The sequence below is a fragment of the Tangfeifania sp. genome (assembly GCF_055108615.1).
In genome coordinates this window covers 12,250-29,296 of the sequence record NZ_JBSQIC010000020.1, presented here as the reverse complement: position 1 = coordinate 29,296, position 17,047 = coordinate 12,250, and the positions used below count along the sequence as shown (strand labels likewise).

Genomic DNA, 17,047 nt, shown 5'->3' with positions numbered 1-17,047 from the left:
ATTTTAAATTTTAACTATGATTACCTCCAAATTTTTGGTTCTGGTTTCTTTTTCGGAGAATCAAATGGTATTTTAGCATTTTAATTGTAAACTTTTACCTATGGCAAAAATAACGGGATTTCTTTTTTGGGTTCTGCTTGCTTTTTCATGTTCTGCATCAACTCCTTCTGGCTTGAAAACAGGAGCCGAACAACCTGAAAAGTATTTACCTCTTTTGGATGGGAAAAAGGTTGGAATTGTGGTTAACCATACTTCGTTAAAAGAAAATTTACATTTGGTGGATTTCCTGCTGAAGGAAGGAATTAAAGTAGAAAAGATATTTGCACCCGAACATGGTTTCAGGGGCGATGCATCGGCTGGTGAAACCATTAAAGATGGTGTGGATGAACAGACCGGGATTCAGGTCATTTCGCTTTATGGCGAAAACCGCAAACCAAAACCGGAACACCTTGAAGGACTCGATATTGTAGTCTTTGATATTCAGGATGTTGGGTGTCGTTTTTACACCTACATTTCTACCATGCATCTGGTTATGGAAGCCTGTGCCGAAAATGAAAAGCCCATGCTTGTGCTCGATCGCCCCAACCCAAACGGCGATTACATTGCCGGGCCAATGAGAGAACCCGGTTTTGAATCGTTTGTAGGTATGGACCCGATCCCGCTGGTGCATGGCTGCACTGTTGGTGAACTGGCACAAATGATAAATAGAGAACGCTGGCACGATGCCCCGCAAAAATGTGAACTGACAGTTATTCCTGTTGAAAATTATTCGCACAGCATGCGGTATTCATTGCCGGTTCAGCCGTCGCCAAACTTACCCACCGATTTGGCTGTACGGCTTTATCCCTCGCTCTGTTTTTTCGAAGCAACCAGTGTGAGTATTGGCCGCGGAACTGATTTCCCGTTTCAGGTGATTGGAGGCCCCAAACCCGAACTGGGCGATTTTACATTTACCCCGCGAAGTATTCCGGGAGTGGCTGTAAATCCACTGAATGAAGGTGAAAAGTGTTATGGTGTTGACCTCAGGGAGCTGGATGAAGTACCGCAATTCACGCTGAAATATTTTTTGGATTTTTACAACAGTTACGAAAATGAAGAGGATTTTCTGACGCGCGAACGCTGGCTCAATTTGCTGGCAGGTACTGATGAGTTAATCCGGCAAATAAGAGACGGTTTAAATGAAAAAGAAATTACAGAAAGCTGGCAGCCTGAGTTGAATGAATTTAAAGCCCTGAGAAAAAAATATTTGTTGTACCCCGATTTTGAATAAACAGTTTTATGAGTCCATTCCTCGTTCTAAGTCTGGTTTTAGGTTACTTTGTTGTTTTGGTTGGTATTTCGTGGTTAACCTCCCGCAACGCCGATACACAGGCATTTTTCACAGCCAATCGTAAATCCCCCTGGTTTTTGGTTGCCTTTGGTATGGTGGGGGCCACGCTTTCCGGTGTTACTTTTATTTCGGTGCCCGGAGAGGTGGGTAACACCGCCTTTTCATACCTGCAGTTTGTTTTTGGAAACATTGTGGGATACTGGCTCGTAGCAGGTATTTTGCTGCCACTTTACTACCGGCTCAACCTGGTTTCCATTTACACTTTTCTTGATCAGCGTTTTGGAAATTCCTCCTATAAAACCGGTTCATTTTTCTTTTTAATATCAAAACTTGTAGGTGCCGCTTTCCGGCTATACCTTGTGGCCACCGTGTTGCAAATTGCATTTTTCGATGCTTTTGATATTCCGTTTACAGTAACCGTAATTGTTACAATTGCACTGATTTGGGTATATACATTTAAAGGAGGTATAAAAACTATTGTATGGACCGATACCCTGCAAACATTCTTTCTGGTAAGTGCAGTTATTTTTACCATTATTGCCATTAGCCGGTCACTGAATTTTGATTTTCCCGAGCTTGCGCAACGCATTTCTTCTCACCCCAATTCACAAATATTCTTTTGGGACTGGCGCAGCGGTGATAATTTTTTCAAGCAATTTTTTGCCGGCATGTTTATTACCATTGTAATGGTAGGAATGGACCAGGATATGATGCAAAAAAACCTAACGTGCAAGAATAAAAAAGAGGCTCAAAAGAACATGATCGTTTTTAGCTTGTCATTTCTGGCAGCGGTTTTTCTTTTTTTGTGCCTGGGTGTGCTGCTCTATATCTTTGCCGAACAGGCAGGTATAACGATTCCCGAAACCACCGACGAACTTTATCCGCTTATTGCCCTTAACCACCTGAGTTTACCGGCAGGAATTGCTTTTTTACTGGGAATTACTGCTGCTGCCTATTCCAGTGCAGACTCGGCACTTACTGCCCTGACAACTGCTTTCAGTGTAGATTTCATGAAAATAGGCAACTACGAAGAGCAAAAAAGAAGAAGCATTAAAAAACGCACTCACATTATGTTTTCAGTGCTGTTAATAGTAGTAATACTGGTTTTCAGGGCAATCAGCAACGAAAGTATAGTGGTTGCGGTATTTACAGTTGCCGGTTACACCTACGGACCAATTTTGGGATTATTTGTGTTTGGTATGTACACCAAAAAGAAAGTGAAAGACAAGTGGGTGCCTTTGGTCGGAATTACTTCCCCGGTTATTTGCTTTTTTATTTCTACCTATTCAGAACAACTTTTTAACGGATATACTTTTGGTTTTGAATTATTAATCCTCAATGGCCTTATCACCATACTGGGGTTATGGCTGATTTCAAAAAATAAATTTTAAATATTGCCAATAGTTGTAAATAAATGTTAAAAATTGTAAATTGAATTTTTATATTTGTAGTAATATAAAGCGAAGGAAATCCGTTATTACAAATAAAAACTGGGAACTTGGTCAAATATCTGCTTAAAATATTAATTGCAGTTGCAATATTCATTTCACTTTTTTCATGTGAGGATGAGGGATATATGAGTTCCCCCGATGCAAAACTTCAGTTTTCTGTTGATACGGTAATGTTCGATACAATTTTTACTACCATAGGTTCAACCACCCGGCACCTTAAAATTTATAATCCATACGACGAAAATGTTCTCATTTCGAGAATTCGTGTTGCTGGTGGCGATTTTTCCAATTTCAGGCTAAACGTTAACGGGCAAACTACCAACGAGGCCTACGAGGTGGAGGTACCAGCCCGCGACAGCATCTTTATTTTTGTTGAGGTAACTATCGATCCCAATGGACAAAACCTGCCCATGGTTGTTCAGGATTCCATAGAATTTACCACTAATGCTAATGTTCAGGATATAAACCTGGTGGCCTACGGGCAGGATTTTAAACTCATTAAAGGTGAAAATATTGAAACCACAACCTGGACTGCTGAAAAACCCTACCTGGTTTACGATTACGCTTATGTTGACAGTACTTCAACACTTACCATAGAACCCGGCACACGCATCCATTTTCACAAAGGGGCCGGGCTCTACGTGAAAGGAACCATTAAAGCCGAGGGGACGTTTCAAAATCCAATTCGTTTTTTATCCGATCGGTTAGAAGAAAGTTACCAGGATATTCCTGACCAATGGAATGGAATAATTCTTTTTTCAGGAAGCCATGACAATATCTTTAATTATACTACCATTAAAAATGCCAATATCGGTTTGCAGGCCGGAAATATTGAAGATGATGGGTTTGCATCGCTTCGGCTTTCCAATTCAAAAATTGAAAATATGGCCTACGCCGGCCTTTTTGCCCTCAAATCGAAAGTAACCGGCTATAACAATTTAATTGCCAACTGCGGATTTTATGCAGTTGCATTGCTTGTTGGGGGTGATTACGAATTTTATCATACTACCATTGCCAATTATTGGGGGAATTATTCCAGCCGTGCACGTTCAACAGCTTCCCTGGTTCTTTCCAACCTGCTGGTGGTTGAACAACCCGACGGCTCCAAAGTAACATATACCGGTGATTTGGAAAATGCATTTTTCGGGAACAGTATTATTTTCGGCAATAACCAGAATGAAATTGAACTGGGCGACAGTGAGGAGAATGCTTTCAATTACGAGTTTGACCATTGCATAATTCAAGTTCCCGATACTTTTGATATTTCGGACAAAGACCACTTCAGAAATGTTTGGAAGGGAAAAGACAACAACCCGAAATTTGTTGACCCGTTTGATGAGTATGATTATTCTCTCGACACCCTTTCGGCAGCGAAAGATATCGGAAATCCGGACTTCGCCAAACAGTATCCGCTGGATATAATGAACATGGACCGGACAGCTGATGAAGGTCCCGATCTTGGTGCATTCGAGCGAATCGAGAAAAAAGATGAAGAGTAACCGTGTTATCGTATTATTCCTATTTCTAAGTATTTCGGTTCAGTCCTACTCCCAAAACCGGACAGAAAAATATTCCGTGTTATTTTACAATGTTGAAAATTTATTCGATGTGGAAAATGATCCGGAAACACAGGATGAAGAATTTACGCCCGAAGGGGACCGGCACTGGACTTACAATCGGTTCAACCAAAAATTACTGAATATTTCGAAGGTGATTTTAAATGCTGCCGGTTGGGAACCCCCGCAAATGATTGGCCTTTGTGAAGTAGAAAACCGCTTTGTGCTTGAACGGTTGCTGGCAGGCACACCGCTGAAAAATCATCCCTATAAAATCATTCATAAAGAATCGCCCGACGAACGCGGAATTGACGTGGCTTTTCTGTATAACGATGAAATATTTTATCCGCTCGAATACCAGTACTATCCTTTAAAAACCGTTCAGGATTCTGTTTTGGAAACAAGGGAGATCCTTTATGTATCGGGCATTGTGGATGAAAAAGACACACTGCATTTTTTTATCAATCACTGGCCATCGAGGTATGGTGGATTGTTGGAAACGCAGTCGCTGAGAAATCTGGCAGCTAAAACGTTACGCAGGTTGTGCAGCCAAAAACTGCAGGATAACAGAAATGCAAAAATCATTATAATGGGCGATTTTAACGATCAACCCGGCGATGAAAGTATTGCTGAGCATTTAAAAGCTGTTGATTATTCTGAAAATGTTACAGATGAGGATATTGTAAATTTGTCTGTGAACTGGGGGGAAACAGGGTGGGGGACAATAAAATACCGTTCGCAGTGGTCGGTTTTTGATCAGATAATGGTTTCCGGAACACTTTTAAAAAACAGGGATGGAATAGTTACCCGGCCTGATTTGGCAGAAATGATAAACCTGCCATTTTTGCTGGAAACTGATGAGCGTTATGGCGGACGGAAAATTAACCGTACTTATGTTGGATACAGTTATAATGGAGGTTTTAGCGATCATCTCCCGGTTTTGCTGCGGTTAAAATCCAACCGTTAAGCTTTTTTTTCAAGGCCTAATTCCGCTGCTTTTTTTAACATGAAATTATAAGCCTCTTCAAAATCGTTTCTGATTTCTCCATCGAGAATGGCTTCTTTTATGGCTTCTTTAATAACTCCAACTTCGCGGCTGGGCGACAAGCCAAAGGTTTCCATTATTAACTCCCCTGAAACCGGAGGCTGAAAATTCCGGATGGCATCTTTTTCTTCAATCTCTTTTAGTTTGCGCCGCACAACTTTGAAGTTTTTCATGTAGCGTTTCACCTTTTCCTGATTTTTTGAAGTAATATCTGCCTCGCAAAGGGTCATCAGGTCGTCAATATCGTCGCCCGCCTCGAAAAGCAGCCGCCGGACAGCTGAGTCGGTAACTTCCTCTTCCGAGAGTACAATTGGGCGCATGTGCAGTTTTACCATTTTTTGTACGTACTTCATTTTTTCGTTGAGTGGAAGCTTCAATTTCCTGAAAATTTTTGGAATCATTTTTACACCCACAAAATTGTGAGAGTAGAATGTCCAGCCCTGCTCCCCGGTAAATTTTTTTGTGGCTGGTTTGGCAATATCGTGCAACAGCGCCGACCACCGGAGCCAAAGGTTGTTGGTGTTTGGTGCAATCCGGTCGAGCACTTCCAGCGTGTGGTAAAAATTGTCTTTGTGTCCTATTCCGTTGACAATATCCACTCCTTTCATTTGCTCAAGTTCAGGTAAAACAATTTTCAGCAAACCTGTTTCTTCAAGCAGATTAAATCCCACCGAGGGTTTGGGCGACAGCATGATTTTGTTGAGCTCATCTGAAATGCGCTCGGCAGAAACTATTTTTATGCGGTCCTTATTTTTGGCTATTGCCTGCAGGGTTTTGGCTTCAATTTCAAAGCCCAGTTGTGTTGAAAACCGTATGGCGCGCATCATTCGCAGCGGATCATCAGAGAAAGTAACGGAGGGGTCGAGCGGAGTGCGTATAATTTTTTGTTTCAGGTCATTAATGCCGTTGAACGGGTCAATTAATTCACCGTAGTTGTGTTTATTTAATCCCAGGGCCAGCGCATTAATGGTAAAATCCCTGCGGTTTTGATCATCTTCGAGTGTGCCGGTTTCTATCAAAGGTTTGCGTGAATCTGCGCGGTACGACTCTTTGCGGGCCCCCACAAATTCGATCTCATATTTCTTGAATTTTAACTGAGCCGTGCCAAAATTTTTAAAAATGGCAACCTTGGGGTGCGGCTTTAATTTATTGGCCACCTTCTCAGCAAGTTGAATTCCGCTGCCAAGGGTTACTATGTCTATGTCTTTTGAAGCACGTTGCAAATAAAAATCGCGCACGTAACCGCCTATAACATAGGTATCCTGATTTAATTCGGCAGCTGCATTTGCAATTGTCTTAAATATTTTGTTTTTTATATGTTTGTTCATTTTTCTGCCAATATTAAACTGATTTTTAATTTTTTCTGTCATTTCAGAAAAAAATTGTGACAAAATTACAATTATTTATCTAAAGTCCGGGTTAATATTTTAATGAGGTCTTATGGCATTATCTTTGACTACAAAAAATATGTACAAATATAAATATATAAATAGTTTAAATTAAATTTTTTGATATGTTGGAATTTTTAACCAAAGAGTCATTTAAAGAGAAAGTATTCAATTTTGAAGAGAATAAAGAATGGAAGTATGAAGGCGACACGCCTGCACTGATTGATTTTTATGCCGACTGGTGCGGTCCGTGTAAAATGGTTGCTCCTGTTTTGGAAGAGCTGCAGGAAGAATATGGTGACAAGATTGTAATTTATAAAATTGACACCGAACAGGAACAGGAACTGGCAGGCATGTTTGGAATCCAGAGTATTCCATCGTTATTGTTTGTACCTACCGAAGGTCAGCCGCAAATGGCAATGGGAGCATTGCCAAAAGCTACTTTCGAAAAAGCAATTTCCGATGTGCTGAAAGTTGAAAAACCGGAAGCTTAAAGGACATCGAGCACTTTTTCAAGCTGAATCCCGCGTGAGCCTTTGATTAAAACGGCTCCTTCTTTAATAGGGTTTTCAGCAAGGTAGTGGCATAACCTTTTGGTATTAATAAAAGATTTAACGGAATAGCTTTTTGCCGCCCGGGTAAATGCATTACCTACAAGAAGCACTTCTGAAAAGGAGTGCTTTTTTGTTTTTTCGAGTATTGAAATGTGGTCGTTCAGTTCTTCACCTCCAAGTTCGAGCATGTCGCCAAGGATTAAATATCTTGGGTTGCTGAAACTGGACACAAAACTATCGATGGATGCCTGCATGCTGGTTGGATTGGCATTGTAAGCATCCATAATTATTTTCAGATTGTTTTTTTCAATCAGTTGCGAACGGTTGTTTCCGGGAGTGTAATTTTCAATAGCTTTTTGAATGTCCGGGGGATCTACTCCAAAATAGTGCCCGATGCAGGCCGCTGCCATAATATTTTCAAAATTATAATCGCCGGTCAGTTTTGAGTTTAAATATAAGTTTTCATTGGGAAAATGAACTTCGGCATGGATAAATGGCGGTGAAAATACCGGATGGCCCGACAGATCAACATTTTTGCTGCCGTAGCTTATTTTATGCCGGATGGGTTTTGTGAGTTCTGAAAGAATGGAATTATCACGATTGTAGAAAATAGTTCCGTTTTTCTTTTTTAAGTAGTCGTATAATTCAGCCTTGGTTTTTTTTATGGCTTCAAAAGAGCCAAATCCTTCAAGGTGTGCCCGGCCAATATTGGTGATAATCCCGTAATTAGGGGCGGCAATGGCGCAAAGCTGTGCAATCTCGCCCGGGTGGTTGGCACCCATTTCCACAATACCAAATTCCGTTGACTTGTCCATATTTAAAAGAGTAAGCGGCACTCCAATATGGTTGTTCAGGTTTCCCTGCGTGAAACTAATCCTGAATTTTTCAGATAAAACAGCAGCAATCAGCTCTTTGGTAGTGGTTTTTCCGTTTGACCCTGTAATGCCAAGAACCGGAATACCCAGTTCTTTTTTGTGCCTTCCGGCCAGTTTTTGCAATGCTCCGAGCACATTTTCAACCAGAATTGTTCTGTTGCCGGCCTGGTATTTTTCTTCGTCGATAATGGCATAAGCTGCACCTTTTTCAAGTGCTTCGGCTGCAAATTTATTTCCGTTAAAATTTTCGCCTTTTAGTGCGAAGAAAAGAGAACCTTTTTTGATTGTTCTGCTGTCGGTTACAACAAGCGGATGATTTTTAAAAAGTTGATATAGCCCGTCTGTATTCATTTTTCAAAAATAAAAAAACCTCATTCGTTAAAATGAGGTTTTCGGGTAAGTTTCTGTAAATATCATTTAAAATCCTTCAGGACTTCCTACTCTTGTCATAGCACATCGAAAACCAATATCACTTTGCGCCCTGGTCTGTTCAAGGTAACGTCTTGTTCCGGGAACCAGCCAGTAGGGTCTGTCTTTCCACGATCCTCCTTTGTAAACCCGCACATCATCATCGATAAGTGAAGAGAAATAACCGGGGCGGTCATCTTTAAAATACATATCATCGGTTCCCCTGTTTTCGGCAGCATTCCAGTCTCCAGATTCCACAATTTGCGAATTTGTATTACCATCTTTAAAATTGCGGTAGTCGGCCACTGTGTCTCTGACAATTTTGCCGTATTCGTCGCGCATCAGATTGCCGTTTGCATCACGCCTGGGTTCAGTAATTACATTACCACGGAACGGCTGGAATTCTTCAACATCAAGGAACGACAATGGCCGGTAAACATCGGCTACCCATTCGTTTACATTTCCTGACATGCAGTACAAGCCGTAATCATTCGGTTGGTAGGAGAAAACGGGTGCGGTAATGTCAGCATTATCGTTTAGTGCACCGGCCATACCCATGAGGTCACCACGGCCTCTAACGAAGTTTGCTTTTAAGCGGCCTTTGTTTTTTCGGGTATCTTCTCTGAGGTAAGCACCATTCCACGGGTATATTTTCCTGTCGGTAAGTATTTCGTCATCCACATTACCAATTAAACCGTAGGCAGCATATTCCCATTCGGCTTCGCTGGGTAATCGGTAATTGGGAAGCATAATGCCATCTTCCCATTTTACCCTGCGGGTGGTTCCATCAGGCAATTCTTCTGGGTTCTCTCCGGCAGTTCCTTCGTACAAACCGGCAAGATAAGCGTCGGTTGTAAAAATGTTTTGTCCAGTCTGGCTATTGTCGTGTTGCAGGATACCGCGTTCAACCAGGATTTTTTCGTTCACTCGGTCGGTCCTCCACGAGCAGTATGCATCTGCCTGTTCCCAGGTAACACCAACAACCGGGTAATCGCTGTAAGCGGGATGCCTGAAATAATTGTTCACGTAGGGTTCATTGTAAGCCAGTTCCTCTCTCCATACAGTACTGTCGGGCAATGCAGAATTAACTTTCTCGCGGTCGCCGGGGTAAACGCGGTTTAACCAGTGTACATATTCCCTGTAATCCTGGTTCGACACTTCAGTTTCATCCATATAAAAAGAGGCAACGGTAACCCTGCGCGGGTGGTTGTCCCACTTGTACATTACGTCTTCTTCAACACGGCCCATGGTAAATGTACCGCCCTGGATAAAAACCAGCCCCGGGCCGGCTTCCTGTTCGTAACCTGAAAGATAGGGGATATTGCCCGTTTCTTCTGAATTGTATTCCCATCCGGTAGTACGCGATGTTTCACCGCCTCCGTTGCCAAACAACCCACATCCTGAAACGAATGCGGCTAAAAACAGCAAGAAAATTGTTTTTAGCTTCATTAAATTAGTGTTTTTCATTTTTCCTCTGATTGTCACAAATATAACTGATTTGCTTATTTCTTATTGCTTTCTCTGATTATAAAATTGCATGTAACATAGAACATCTGTCTATCTTTACCGTTCATTTTACAAAAATAATTGTTTTATTGTAAATGTTGCAGCTTGCAATATTTATTTTCAGGCAGCGTTTTTTAAATACAAAATTGCCGTACAATGAAAAAAGTTTTCTTTTTGCTGTTAATAATTACTCTCGGTTTTACTTCAAACGATGTCCGGGTTGAAATTATTACACTTAACTGGCAAATTATTAATGATCCTGAATTAAATGAAGCAGCGGGCGTGGATTTTACTTTTGAAAATGCTGCTTATCCTGATGCACCGCAGAATATGCTGCCGGTTTTCACGCGTTCTTATCCACTCCCCGGTGCAGGTCAGGATTTCCGGTTTGTTATTGAAAATCCTGTTTTCAGAGAAATAAAAAGTGAGAATTTACCATCATCAATTCCATTTCCGGATGAGCTGGTGATTAGCACTTCAAAACTAAAATCGGGAGATTCGTACAGGGTTGAAATTCAGGTTCCGGCTGCAATTAAGCGAGAGGGAAAGGTTTTATTGCTGAAAGAATTCCAGTTAAAAAAAATACCGGTTAAATTGAAATCGGCCGCTGCAAAAGTAACGTTCAACTGGAAAGATCAATCGGTTTTGCATAGCGGGACGTGGCTAAAAATAAGCACTTCGGGAAAAGGTATTTACACCATTCCTTACGCAAAACTCAATGAATGGGGCTTTCCCAATCCGGGACAGGTGAAAGTTTTTGGTGCCGGAGGTACCATTCTTTCTGAAAATCCGGGCAATATTACTTACGACGATCTTCCGCAGGTGGCCGTTTGGCATGGACAAAACAATGGCACCGACTGCCTTTTCTTTTTTGCGCCCGGTACTACAAAATGGCTGCCCGATGAACAAAACGCACGATTTATTCACGAAATAAACCATTATTCAAACCGGGGATATTTCTTTTTAACAGAATCGGCCGGCACACCAAAAAATATTGAATCGCAAACGCCGCCCGTAGGAGAAATTACGCATAGCATCACATCTTTCGACGGCTATGATTTGTACGAACTTGAAAAGTATAACCTGCTGAGTGGTGGCTCGGGAAAGCAATGGTTCGGCGATAAATTTATTAACGGCACCACCAAAAATATTTCTTTTGGGTTGAACAATTTAGACCAATCAGCCGAAGTTAGAATGCGGATAATTGCAGCAGCCCGTTCCTCAGCTACATCTGAAATGCCGGTTTCGGTAATCCAGTCGGATTTAGGTGAGCTCAGTTTTTCGAGGGTAATTACTTCCGATGCCACTTCGGTTTATGCCAATCAGCGTGAAGAAAGGTACAGTTTTCCCGCACCGAATGGTGACCAGCTCAACACTACGGTGAAATATTTCGGAAACGCCTCCAATGCGGAGGCCTGGCTCGATTTCATAGAAATCAATTACCGGCAAAAACTAAAGTTCAATGATAATGTGCTGTTCTTTCGTGACCTTGCTTCTGCAGGCAATGGCAATGTGCTTGCATTTAAAATTGAAACTGATACACCGAATTTGAAAGTTTGGGATGTAACCGATATTTTCAATGTGAAAGAAATACCACTTCAGGTGAGTAACAATAAAGCAACCGGAAAAACAGGGATTGATAAACTACATGAGTTTGCTGCTTTTGATCCTGATGGCACGTTGCCGGAACCTGAGTTGGTAGGCGAAGTGGAAAATCAAAACCTGCACGGGCTGGAAACACCGGAGTTTTTAATTGTTTCGCATCCGGCATTTTTAAACACTGCCACCGAACTGGCCGATTTTCACCGGAGTTACGATGAAATGAGTGTGGAAGTAGTTTCTTCCGATAAAATTTACAATGAATTTAGTTCGGGAAACAAAAGCGCCACGGGGATTCGCAATTTCATAAAAATGTTTTACGACCGGAATGAAGGCCTGAAATACGTTCTGCTGTTTGGCGACGGCAGTTACGATAACCGAAATATTAAAGGCAGTAGTAATAATTTTATACCCACATTTCAATCAGAAAACTCGCTTAGTCCGGTTGCCTCATTTGTAACCGACGACTATTTTGTGATTCTCGACGATGACGAAACGGTTTATAACGGGGCTGTTGATTTGGGAATCGGCCGGATTCCCGCGTCCACAAACTACCAGGCACAGCTCGTTATGAATAAAATTTACAATTACTATTCTTCTGCGGCACTTGGCAGCTGGCGCAATGTAGTTTGCTTTATTGCCGACGATGAGGACGGTTCTCTCCACATGTCAGATTCTGAAAAACTGGCCGATATAATTAATGAAAAACACAGGGAATTCATTACCGATAAAGTGTATTTCGATGCCTACCCACAGGTTACAGGGCCTGGCGGTGAAAGTTACCCCAGGGTTACCGAAGCCATTAACGAGCGGGTAAAAAACGGGGTGCTTGTACTCAATTATGTGGGCCATGCCAACGAACGTTTTATGGCCGATGAAAAAGTGCTGGATATCAGTCATATCAATTCCTGGTCGAACGCCAATACGCTGCCTATTTTTGTAACAGCCACCTGCGAGTTCAGCCGGTTCGATTCCGATGAAACATCGGCGGGTGAATATGTATTGTTGAATCCGAACGGCGGCGGAATCGGACTTTTTTCAACTACACGGCTGGTATTTGCCTATTCCAATTTTTTACTGAGCCGCAGTTTTTACAATCATGTTTTTGAAAAGGATGAAAACGGCGAGCATTACCGCATGGGTGATATTATGCGCCTGGCAAAAATTAATACCATTAACACCACCAACAAACGAAATTTCAGTTTGCTGGCCGACCCTGCCCTGAAACTCTCTTTCCCAAAATACAAAGTGGTTACTTCAACCATTAACGGACACGAAGCATCATCCATTGAAGCCGACACGCTGGGAGCCCTTCAAAATGTTACAATTACCGGTTACATAGCCGACAAATCAGGAAATAAATTCGAGGATTTCTCCGGTGAAATTGTTCCCACTGTCTTCGATAAAGAAGTTGTTATGGAAACCCTGGGCAATGCCGGTGAAACACCAATGGAATTTAAAGTGCAGGAGAATGTTATTTACAGAGGATTGACGGAAGTGCAGAACGGCGAATTCACGTTTAGTTTTGTTATTCCCAAAGATATTTCTTACAACCTGGGCGAAGGCAAAATTATTTATTACGCGCACAACAATGAAGTGGATGCCCACGGGGCTTTTGAAAATTTTTATATTGGCGGTCCGGGGTCTCAGATTACAGATAACGAAGGCCCGGAAATTAAGTTGTATCTCGATTCGCCTGACTTTGAACCGGGCGATAAAGTGAGTAAAAACCCCACGCTTTTCGCCCAACTTTCCGACGAAAACGGGATTAACACTGCAGGCACAGGAATTGGGCACGATATTACTGCAGTAATCGATAACGATCATTCCAATGCCATTGTACTGAATAGTTTTTATCAAACCAATCCCGGAGATCATACCAGCGGGACGGTTACTTATGGCTTGCGAAACCTTTCGGTTGGAGAACATACACTGACACTGAAAGCCTGGGATGTGGCCAATAACTCCTCAGAGGCAGAGATTGATTTTTATGTCTCCGGTAATTTTGTTATTTCTGAAGTGTCCAATTATCCGAACCCGGTTTCCGATTATACCTATTTTACATTTGAACACAACCAGGCAGGAGCAACGCTCGAAGCAGTTTTCGAAATATTCGACCAGAACGGTCGCCGGGTGGATTATTACACTACTCAGGTTGGCTCAAACGGTACCAACACCAACCCGGTCAGGTGGGATTTGAATGAAACAGGGCTCAGCTTGCAAACCGGGATTTACATTTTGAAAGTTACTGCACAAAACAACGACGGTGTAATTGCTTCCCGGTCAGGCAAAATGGTTATTGGCCATTAATTTTTTCAGCGGAATGTACTTTTTGAGAAAATTGTCCGTTCTCTAACTTTAGTTTAATTGTTGCATCAGCTACAATTTATATATTTGCAACGCTCAATTTTTTAAACAATATGATCAAAAATATTCGAATTTTCTTAGTTATTACATTCATTGTTTTTATGGCTGGTAAGGCGAACGCACAGACTTCCACGTCGGGAGCCAATACCATTACAACCGCCGTTCCTTTCTTATCTATTACACCCGATTCGAGGGCTGGTGGAATGGGCGATGCCGGTGTGGGGACTACTCCCGACCTGAGTTCGCAGCACTGGAACCCGGCAAAATATGCTTTTATGGAGAGCGAGATGGGCGTGAGTTTATCGTATTCTCCCTGGCTACGTAACTTGGTTGATGACATTAATTTGGCATACCTGGTGGGCTACAAAAAAATTGACGAAATGCAAACGATAAGCAGCTCGTTGCGCTATTTCGCACTGGGCGATATTGTTTTTACCAGCGAACTCGGTGAGTTTATGGGGCAGCAAAGCCCGAACGAATTTGCTGTCGATTTGGGATATACTCGCCAGCTTTCAGATGTCTTTTCAGGATCAGTTGCGGTTCGTTATATACGTTCCGATATTTATTCAGGACAAATGGTGAATGGAACTCAAACATACGCAGGAAATACTTATGCAGCAGATGTTGCTTTTTATTATTATAATGAATTTAGATCAAATCGTAAGGACAATATTTTTTCAGCAGGAATAAATATTCAGAATATTGGTGCAAAAATTTCATACACAGGAGGTGATGATGGCGCAGATAAATTTTTTATTCCCACAATGATGAGGATAGGTGCTAATTATACAACAGAGTTGGATTCTTATAATAGTTTTTCGTTTGCCGTTGAAGCTGACAAACTCTTAATACCAACTCCACCCAAAGGTAATCCTAATGATGAGGAAGATGATGACCAGCCAATTGGAGTTGATTATTTTTCTTCTGATAAATCAGTTATTGCAGGAATTTTTTCATCTTTCTCAGATGCTCCGGGTGGCCTTCAAGAAGAGTTACAGGAAATAAATATAGCATTAGGCGTAGAATACTGGTACAACAAGCAGTTTGCCCTGCGTGCCGGTTATTTCTATGAACACGAAAACAAAGGGAACCGCAAATTTTTAACTGCCGGCGCCGGGTTGCGGATGAACGTGTTTGCCCTCGACTTTTCGTACCTGTTGCCCACCCAGCAAAACCATCCGCTGGCCAATACACTGAGGTTTACCCTCTCTTTCGATGTGGACGCATTCGACAGTCAAAACTGATGAGTTTCAGAATAGGACAGGGATTTGATGTGCATCGCCTGGCCGAAGGTGAAAGCTTGTGGCTGGGAGGAGTTTTGATCCCGCACAGCAAAGGAACAGTTGCACATTCCGATGGCGATGTGTTAATTCATGCCATTTGCGATGCGCTTTTAGGAGCCGTTAACCTGGGCGATATTGGCGTTCATTTTCCTGATAATTCACAGGAATATAAAAATATTGACAGTAAAATTTTGCTGAAAAAAACCCGGCAACTTGTAAAACAAAAAGGGTTCGAAATTGTCAATATTGATTCAACCGTTAGTGCTCAGCAACCCAAGCTCAAACCGTACATTCCTGATATGGTGAGTACGATGGCAAAAGTGGCAGGGGTTGAACCCGGACAAATTTCGGTTAAAGCAACCACTACTGAAAAACTTGGATTCGAAGGCCGGGAAGAAGGTATTTCGGCACTTGCGGTGGTACTGCTTCAGGAAAAGTAAAAACTACTATGGAGAAAGATAATAAAAAGACCCTGGTAATTGGGGCAAGCACCAAACCCGAACGTTATTCCAACAAAGCCATCCAAATGCTGCGGGAATATAATCATGAAGTGGTTGCGCTGGCAAAACGTGCAGGTCAGGTTGATGACGTATCCATCCAGACCGAATTTCCTTTCGACGATGATATTCACACGGTAACGATGTATTTGGGCGCCAAACGGCAACCCGAATATTATGAGCATTTAATTAACCTGAAACCGGAGCGGGTAATTTTTAACCCGGGGGCTGAAAACCCTGAATTAAAAGAAAAGCTTGAATCGGCAGGTATTGAAACCGTTGAAAACTGCACGCTGGTCATGCTGCGCACCAATCAATTTTAATTTTCAGAAAATGTTTGCAGAACTACAATCACTGGAAGAATTTAACCGGATGAAAGATGAGGAACCGGCCTTGCTGGCTTACTTTTCAACCGATTCCTGCAATGTGTGCAAAGTGCTGAAACCTAAAGTGGATGAATTAGTTCAAAGTGAATTCCCGAAACTGAAGATGGTTTACGTAAAATCAGATGTTTTGCCTGATGTGGCTGGGCAGCACCAGGTATTTGCAGCGCCAACAATCCTGGTATTTTTCGATGGGCGGGAGTACATCCGCAAAAGCCGCAATATCGGCCTTGATGAACTCCGCCGCGAAATCGATCGCCCCTATTCGATGATTTTTAGGGACACGGACTTTCCAAGTCCGTGATTTAAGGAATTATTGATTTAGCTATTTGGTTGCTTATAAAAGGATTCCTCATGTAATACCATTTTATAGACAAATTTACTTACAAATATTAGTGGCATAAGGTGGTGAGAGGTGTACTGACAAACTTTTAGTCCGTCAGCCGGCTAGTCGATTAGGGGTATATTTTATTTCGTTTTCAAGCTATTTAAATATTCATCTGGTGATAAAACAGGAATATCAGATTCTTTAAAATCTTTTTTTAATGTCAATTTTGCATCCATAATTAAATATTTTCAATACGTGTAAATATACAAATTCAGTCCGTATTGCGCAAGCCGTAATTTTCGTGCGACAAATTTACGCCTAACGTAATAGTATTTTATCCATCGTTGATTCAAAATACAACAAAACTACTGAGATTTAAAATTGCAGCGGATATGAGTTTATTTTTAAATAATTGCCCGGTTCATAACTCCTAATGCGCTATTTTTATAATTTTTACAATTCCGGGTGATAATTACG

13 protein-coding genes are annotated in these 17,047 nt (G+C 41.7%); 10 read left to right on the top strand and 3 right to left on the bottom strand.

The genetic code is table 11. The features are described 5' to 3' along the window. The first annotated feature begins 100 nt into the window (after positions 1-100). The 4 genes from ACTCNA_RS06500 (at position 101) to ACTCNA_RS06485 (ending at position 5,304) form a co-directional block, all read left to right on the top strand. Positions 101-1,270 carry an exo-beta-N-acetylmuramidase NamZ family protein gene (locus tag ACTCNA_RS06500; RefSeq protein WP_462947093.1) on the top strand — a complete coding sequence of 390 codons (1,170 nt, stop codon included), beginning with the start codon at positions 101-103 and terminating at the stop codon, positions 1,268-1,270. 8 nt (positions 1,271-1,278) lie between these two features. Beyond that, complete coding sequence (locus tag ACTCNA_RS06495; RefSeq protein WP_462947092.1) at positions 1,279-2,721, top strand: sodium:solute symporter; 1,443 nt, start codon at positions 1,279-1,281, stop codon at positions 2,719-2,721. 107 nt (positions 2,722-2,828) lie between these two features. Further along, positions 2,829-4,280: a hypothetical protein gene (locus ACTCNA_RS06490; protein ID WP_462947091.1), complete on the top strand. Its 1,452-nt coding sequence runs from the start codon at positions 2,829-2,831 to the stop codon at positions 4,278-4,280. Next, positions 4,270-5,304: an endonuclease/exonuclease/phosphatase family protein gene (locus ACTCNA_RS06485; RefSeq protein ID WP_462947090.1), complete on the top strand. Its 1,035-nt coding sequence runs from the start codon at positions 4,270-4,272 to the stop codon at positions 5,302-5,304. The genes ACTCNA_RS06490 and ACTCNA_RS06485 overlap by 11 nt, the downstream gene beginning before the upstream one ends. Here the strand turns inward: ACTCNA_RS06485 and ACTCNA_RS06480 are convergent. Beyond that, on the bottom strand, positions 5,301-6,710 hold the full coding sequence (locus ACTCNA_RS06480; protein ID WP_462947089.1) for a CCA tRNA nucleotidyltransferase: 1,410 nt from the start codon (positions 6,708-6,710) through the stop codon (positions 5,301-5,303). The two genes, ACTCNA_RS06485 and ACTCNA_RS06480, sit on opposite strands and share 4 nt — an antisense overlap. Positions 6,711-6,895: 185 nt before the next feature. On the opposite strand from ACTCNA_RS06480, the gene trxA reads away from it, so the two are divergent. Beyond that, positions 6,896-7,264 carry a thioredoxin gene (trxA, locus tag ACTCNA_RS06475; protein WP_462947088.1) on the top strand — a complete coding sequence of 123 codons (369 nt, stop codon included), beginning with the start codon at positions 6,896-6,898 and terminating at the stop codon, positions 7,262-7,264. Here the strand turns inward: trxA and ACTCNA_RS06470 are convergent. After that, on the bottom strand, positions 7,261-8,550 hold the full coding sequence (locus ACTCNA_RS06470; RefSeq protein ID WP_462947087.1) for a UDP-N-acetylmuramoyl-tripeptide--D-alanyl-D-alanine ligase: 1,290 nt from the start codon (positions 8,548-8,550) through the stop codon (positions 7,261-7,263). The genes trxA and ACTCNA_RS06470 overlap by 4 nt on opposite strands. 66 nt (positions 8,551-8,616) lie before the next feature. After that, positions 8,617-10,056: an SUMF1/EgtB/PvdO family nonheme iron enzyme gene (locus ACTCNA_RS06465; protein ID WP_462947086.1), complete on the bottom strand. Its 1,440-nt coding sequence runs from the start codon at positions 10,054-10,056 to the stop codon at positions 8,617-8,619. A 213-nt stretch (positions 10,057-10,269) separates the two neighbouring features. On the opposite strand from ACTCNA_RS06465, the gene porU reads away from it, so the two are divergent. From porU to ACTCNA_RS06440, 5 genes are all read left to right on the top strand, one after another. After that, complete coding sequence (gene porU, locus ACTCNA_RS06460) at positions 10,270-14,022, top strand: type IX secretion system sortase PorU (RefSeq protein ID WP_462947085.1); 3,753 nt, start codon at positions 10,270-10,272, stop codon at positions 14,020-14,022. Positions 14,023-14,180: 158 nt separating this feature from the next. Then, a complete protein-coding gene (gene porV / locus ACTCNA_RS06455) occupies positions 14,181-15,323 on the top strand; it encodes a type IX secretion system outer membrane channel protein PorV (protein ID WP_462947084.1) in 1,143 nt (380 codons plus the stop codon). Then, positions 15,323-15,802: a 2-C-methyl-D-erythritol 2,4-cyclodiphosphate synthase gene (gene ispF / locus ACTCNA_RS06450; protein ID WP_462947083.1), complete on the top strand. Its 480-nt coding sequence runs from the start codon at positions 15,323-15,325 to the stop codon at positions 15,800-15,802. Before porV ends, ispF begins: the two co-directional genes overlap by 1 nt. An 8-nt stretch (positions 15,803-15,810) precedes the next feature. Continuing rightward, positions 15,811-16,182, top strand: coding sequence for a CoA-binding protein (locus tag ACTCNA_RS06445; protein ID WP_462947082.1), 372 nt, complete (start codon positions 15,811-15,813; stop codon positions 16,180-16,182). 10 nt (positions 16,183-16,192) lie between these two features. Further along, positions 16,193-16,546, top strand: coding sequence for a thioredoxin family protein (locus tag ACTCNA_RS06440; RefSeq protein WP_462947081.1), 354 nt, complete (start codon positions 16,193-16,195; stop codon positions 16,544-16,546). Positions 16,547-17,047 lie beyond the last annotated feature (501 nt).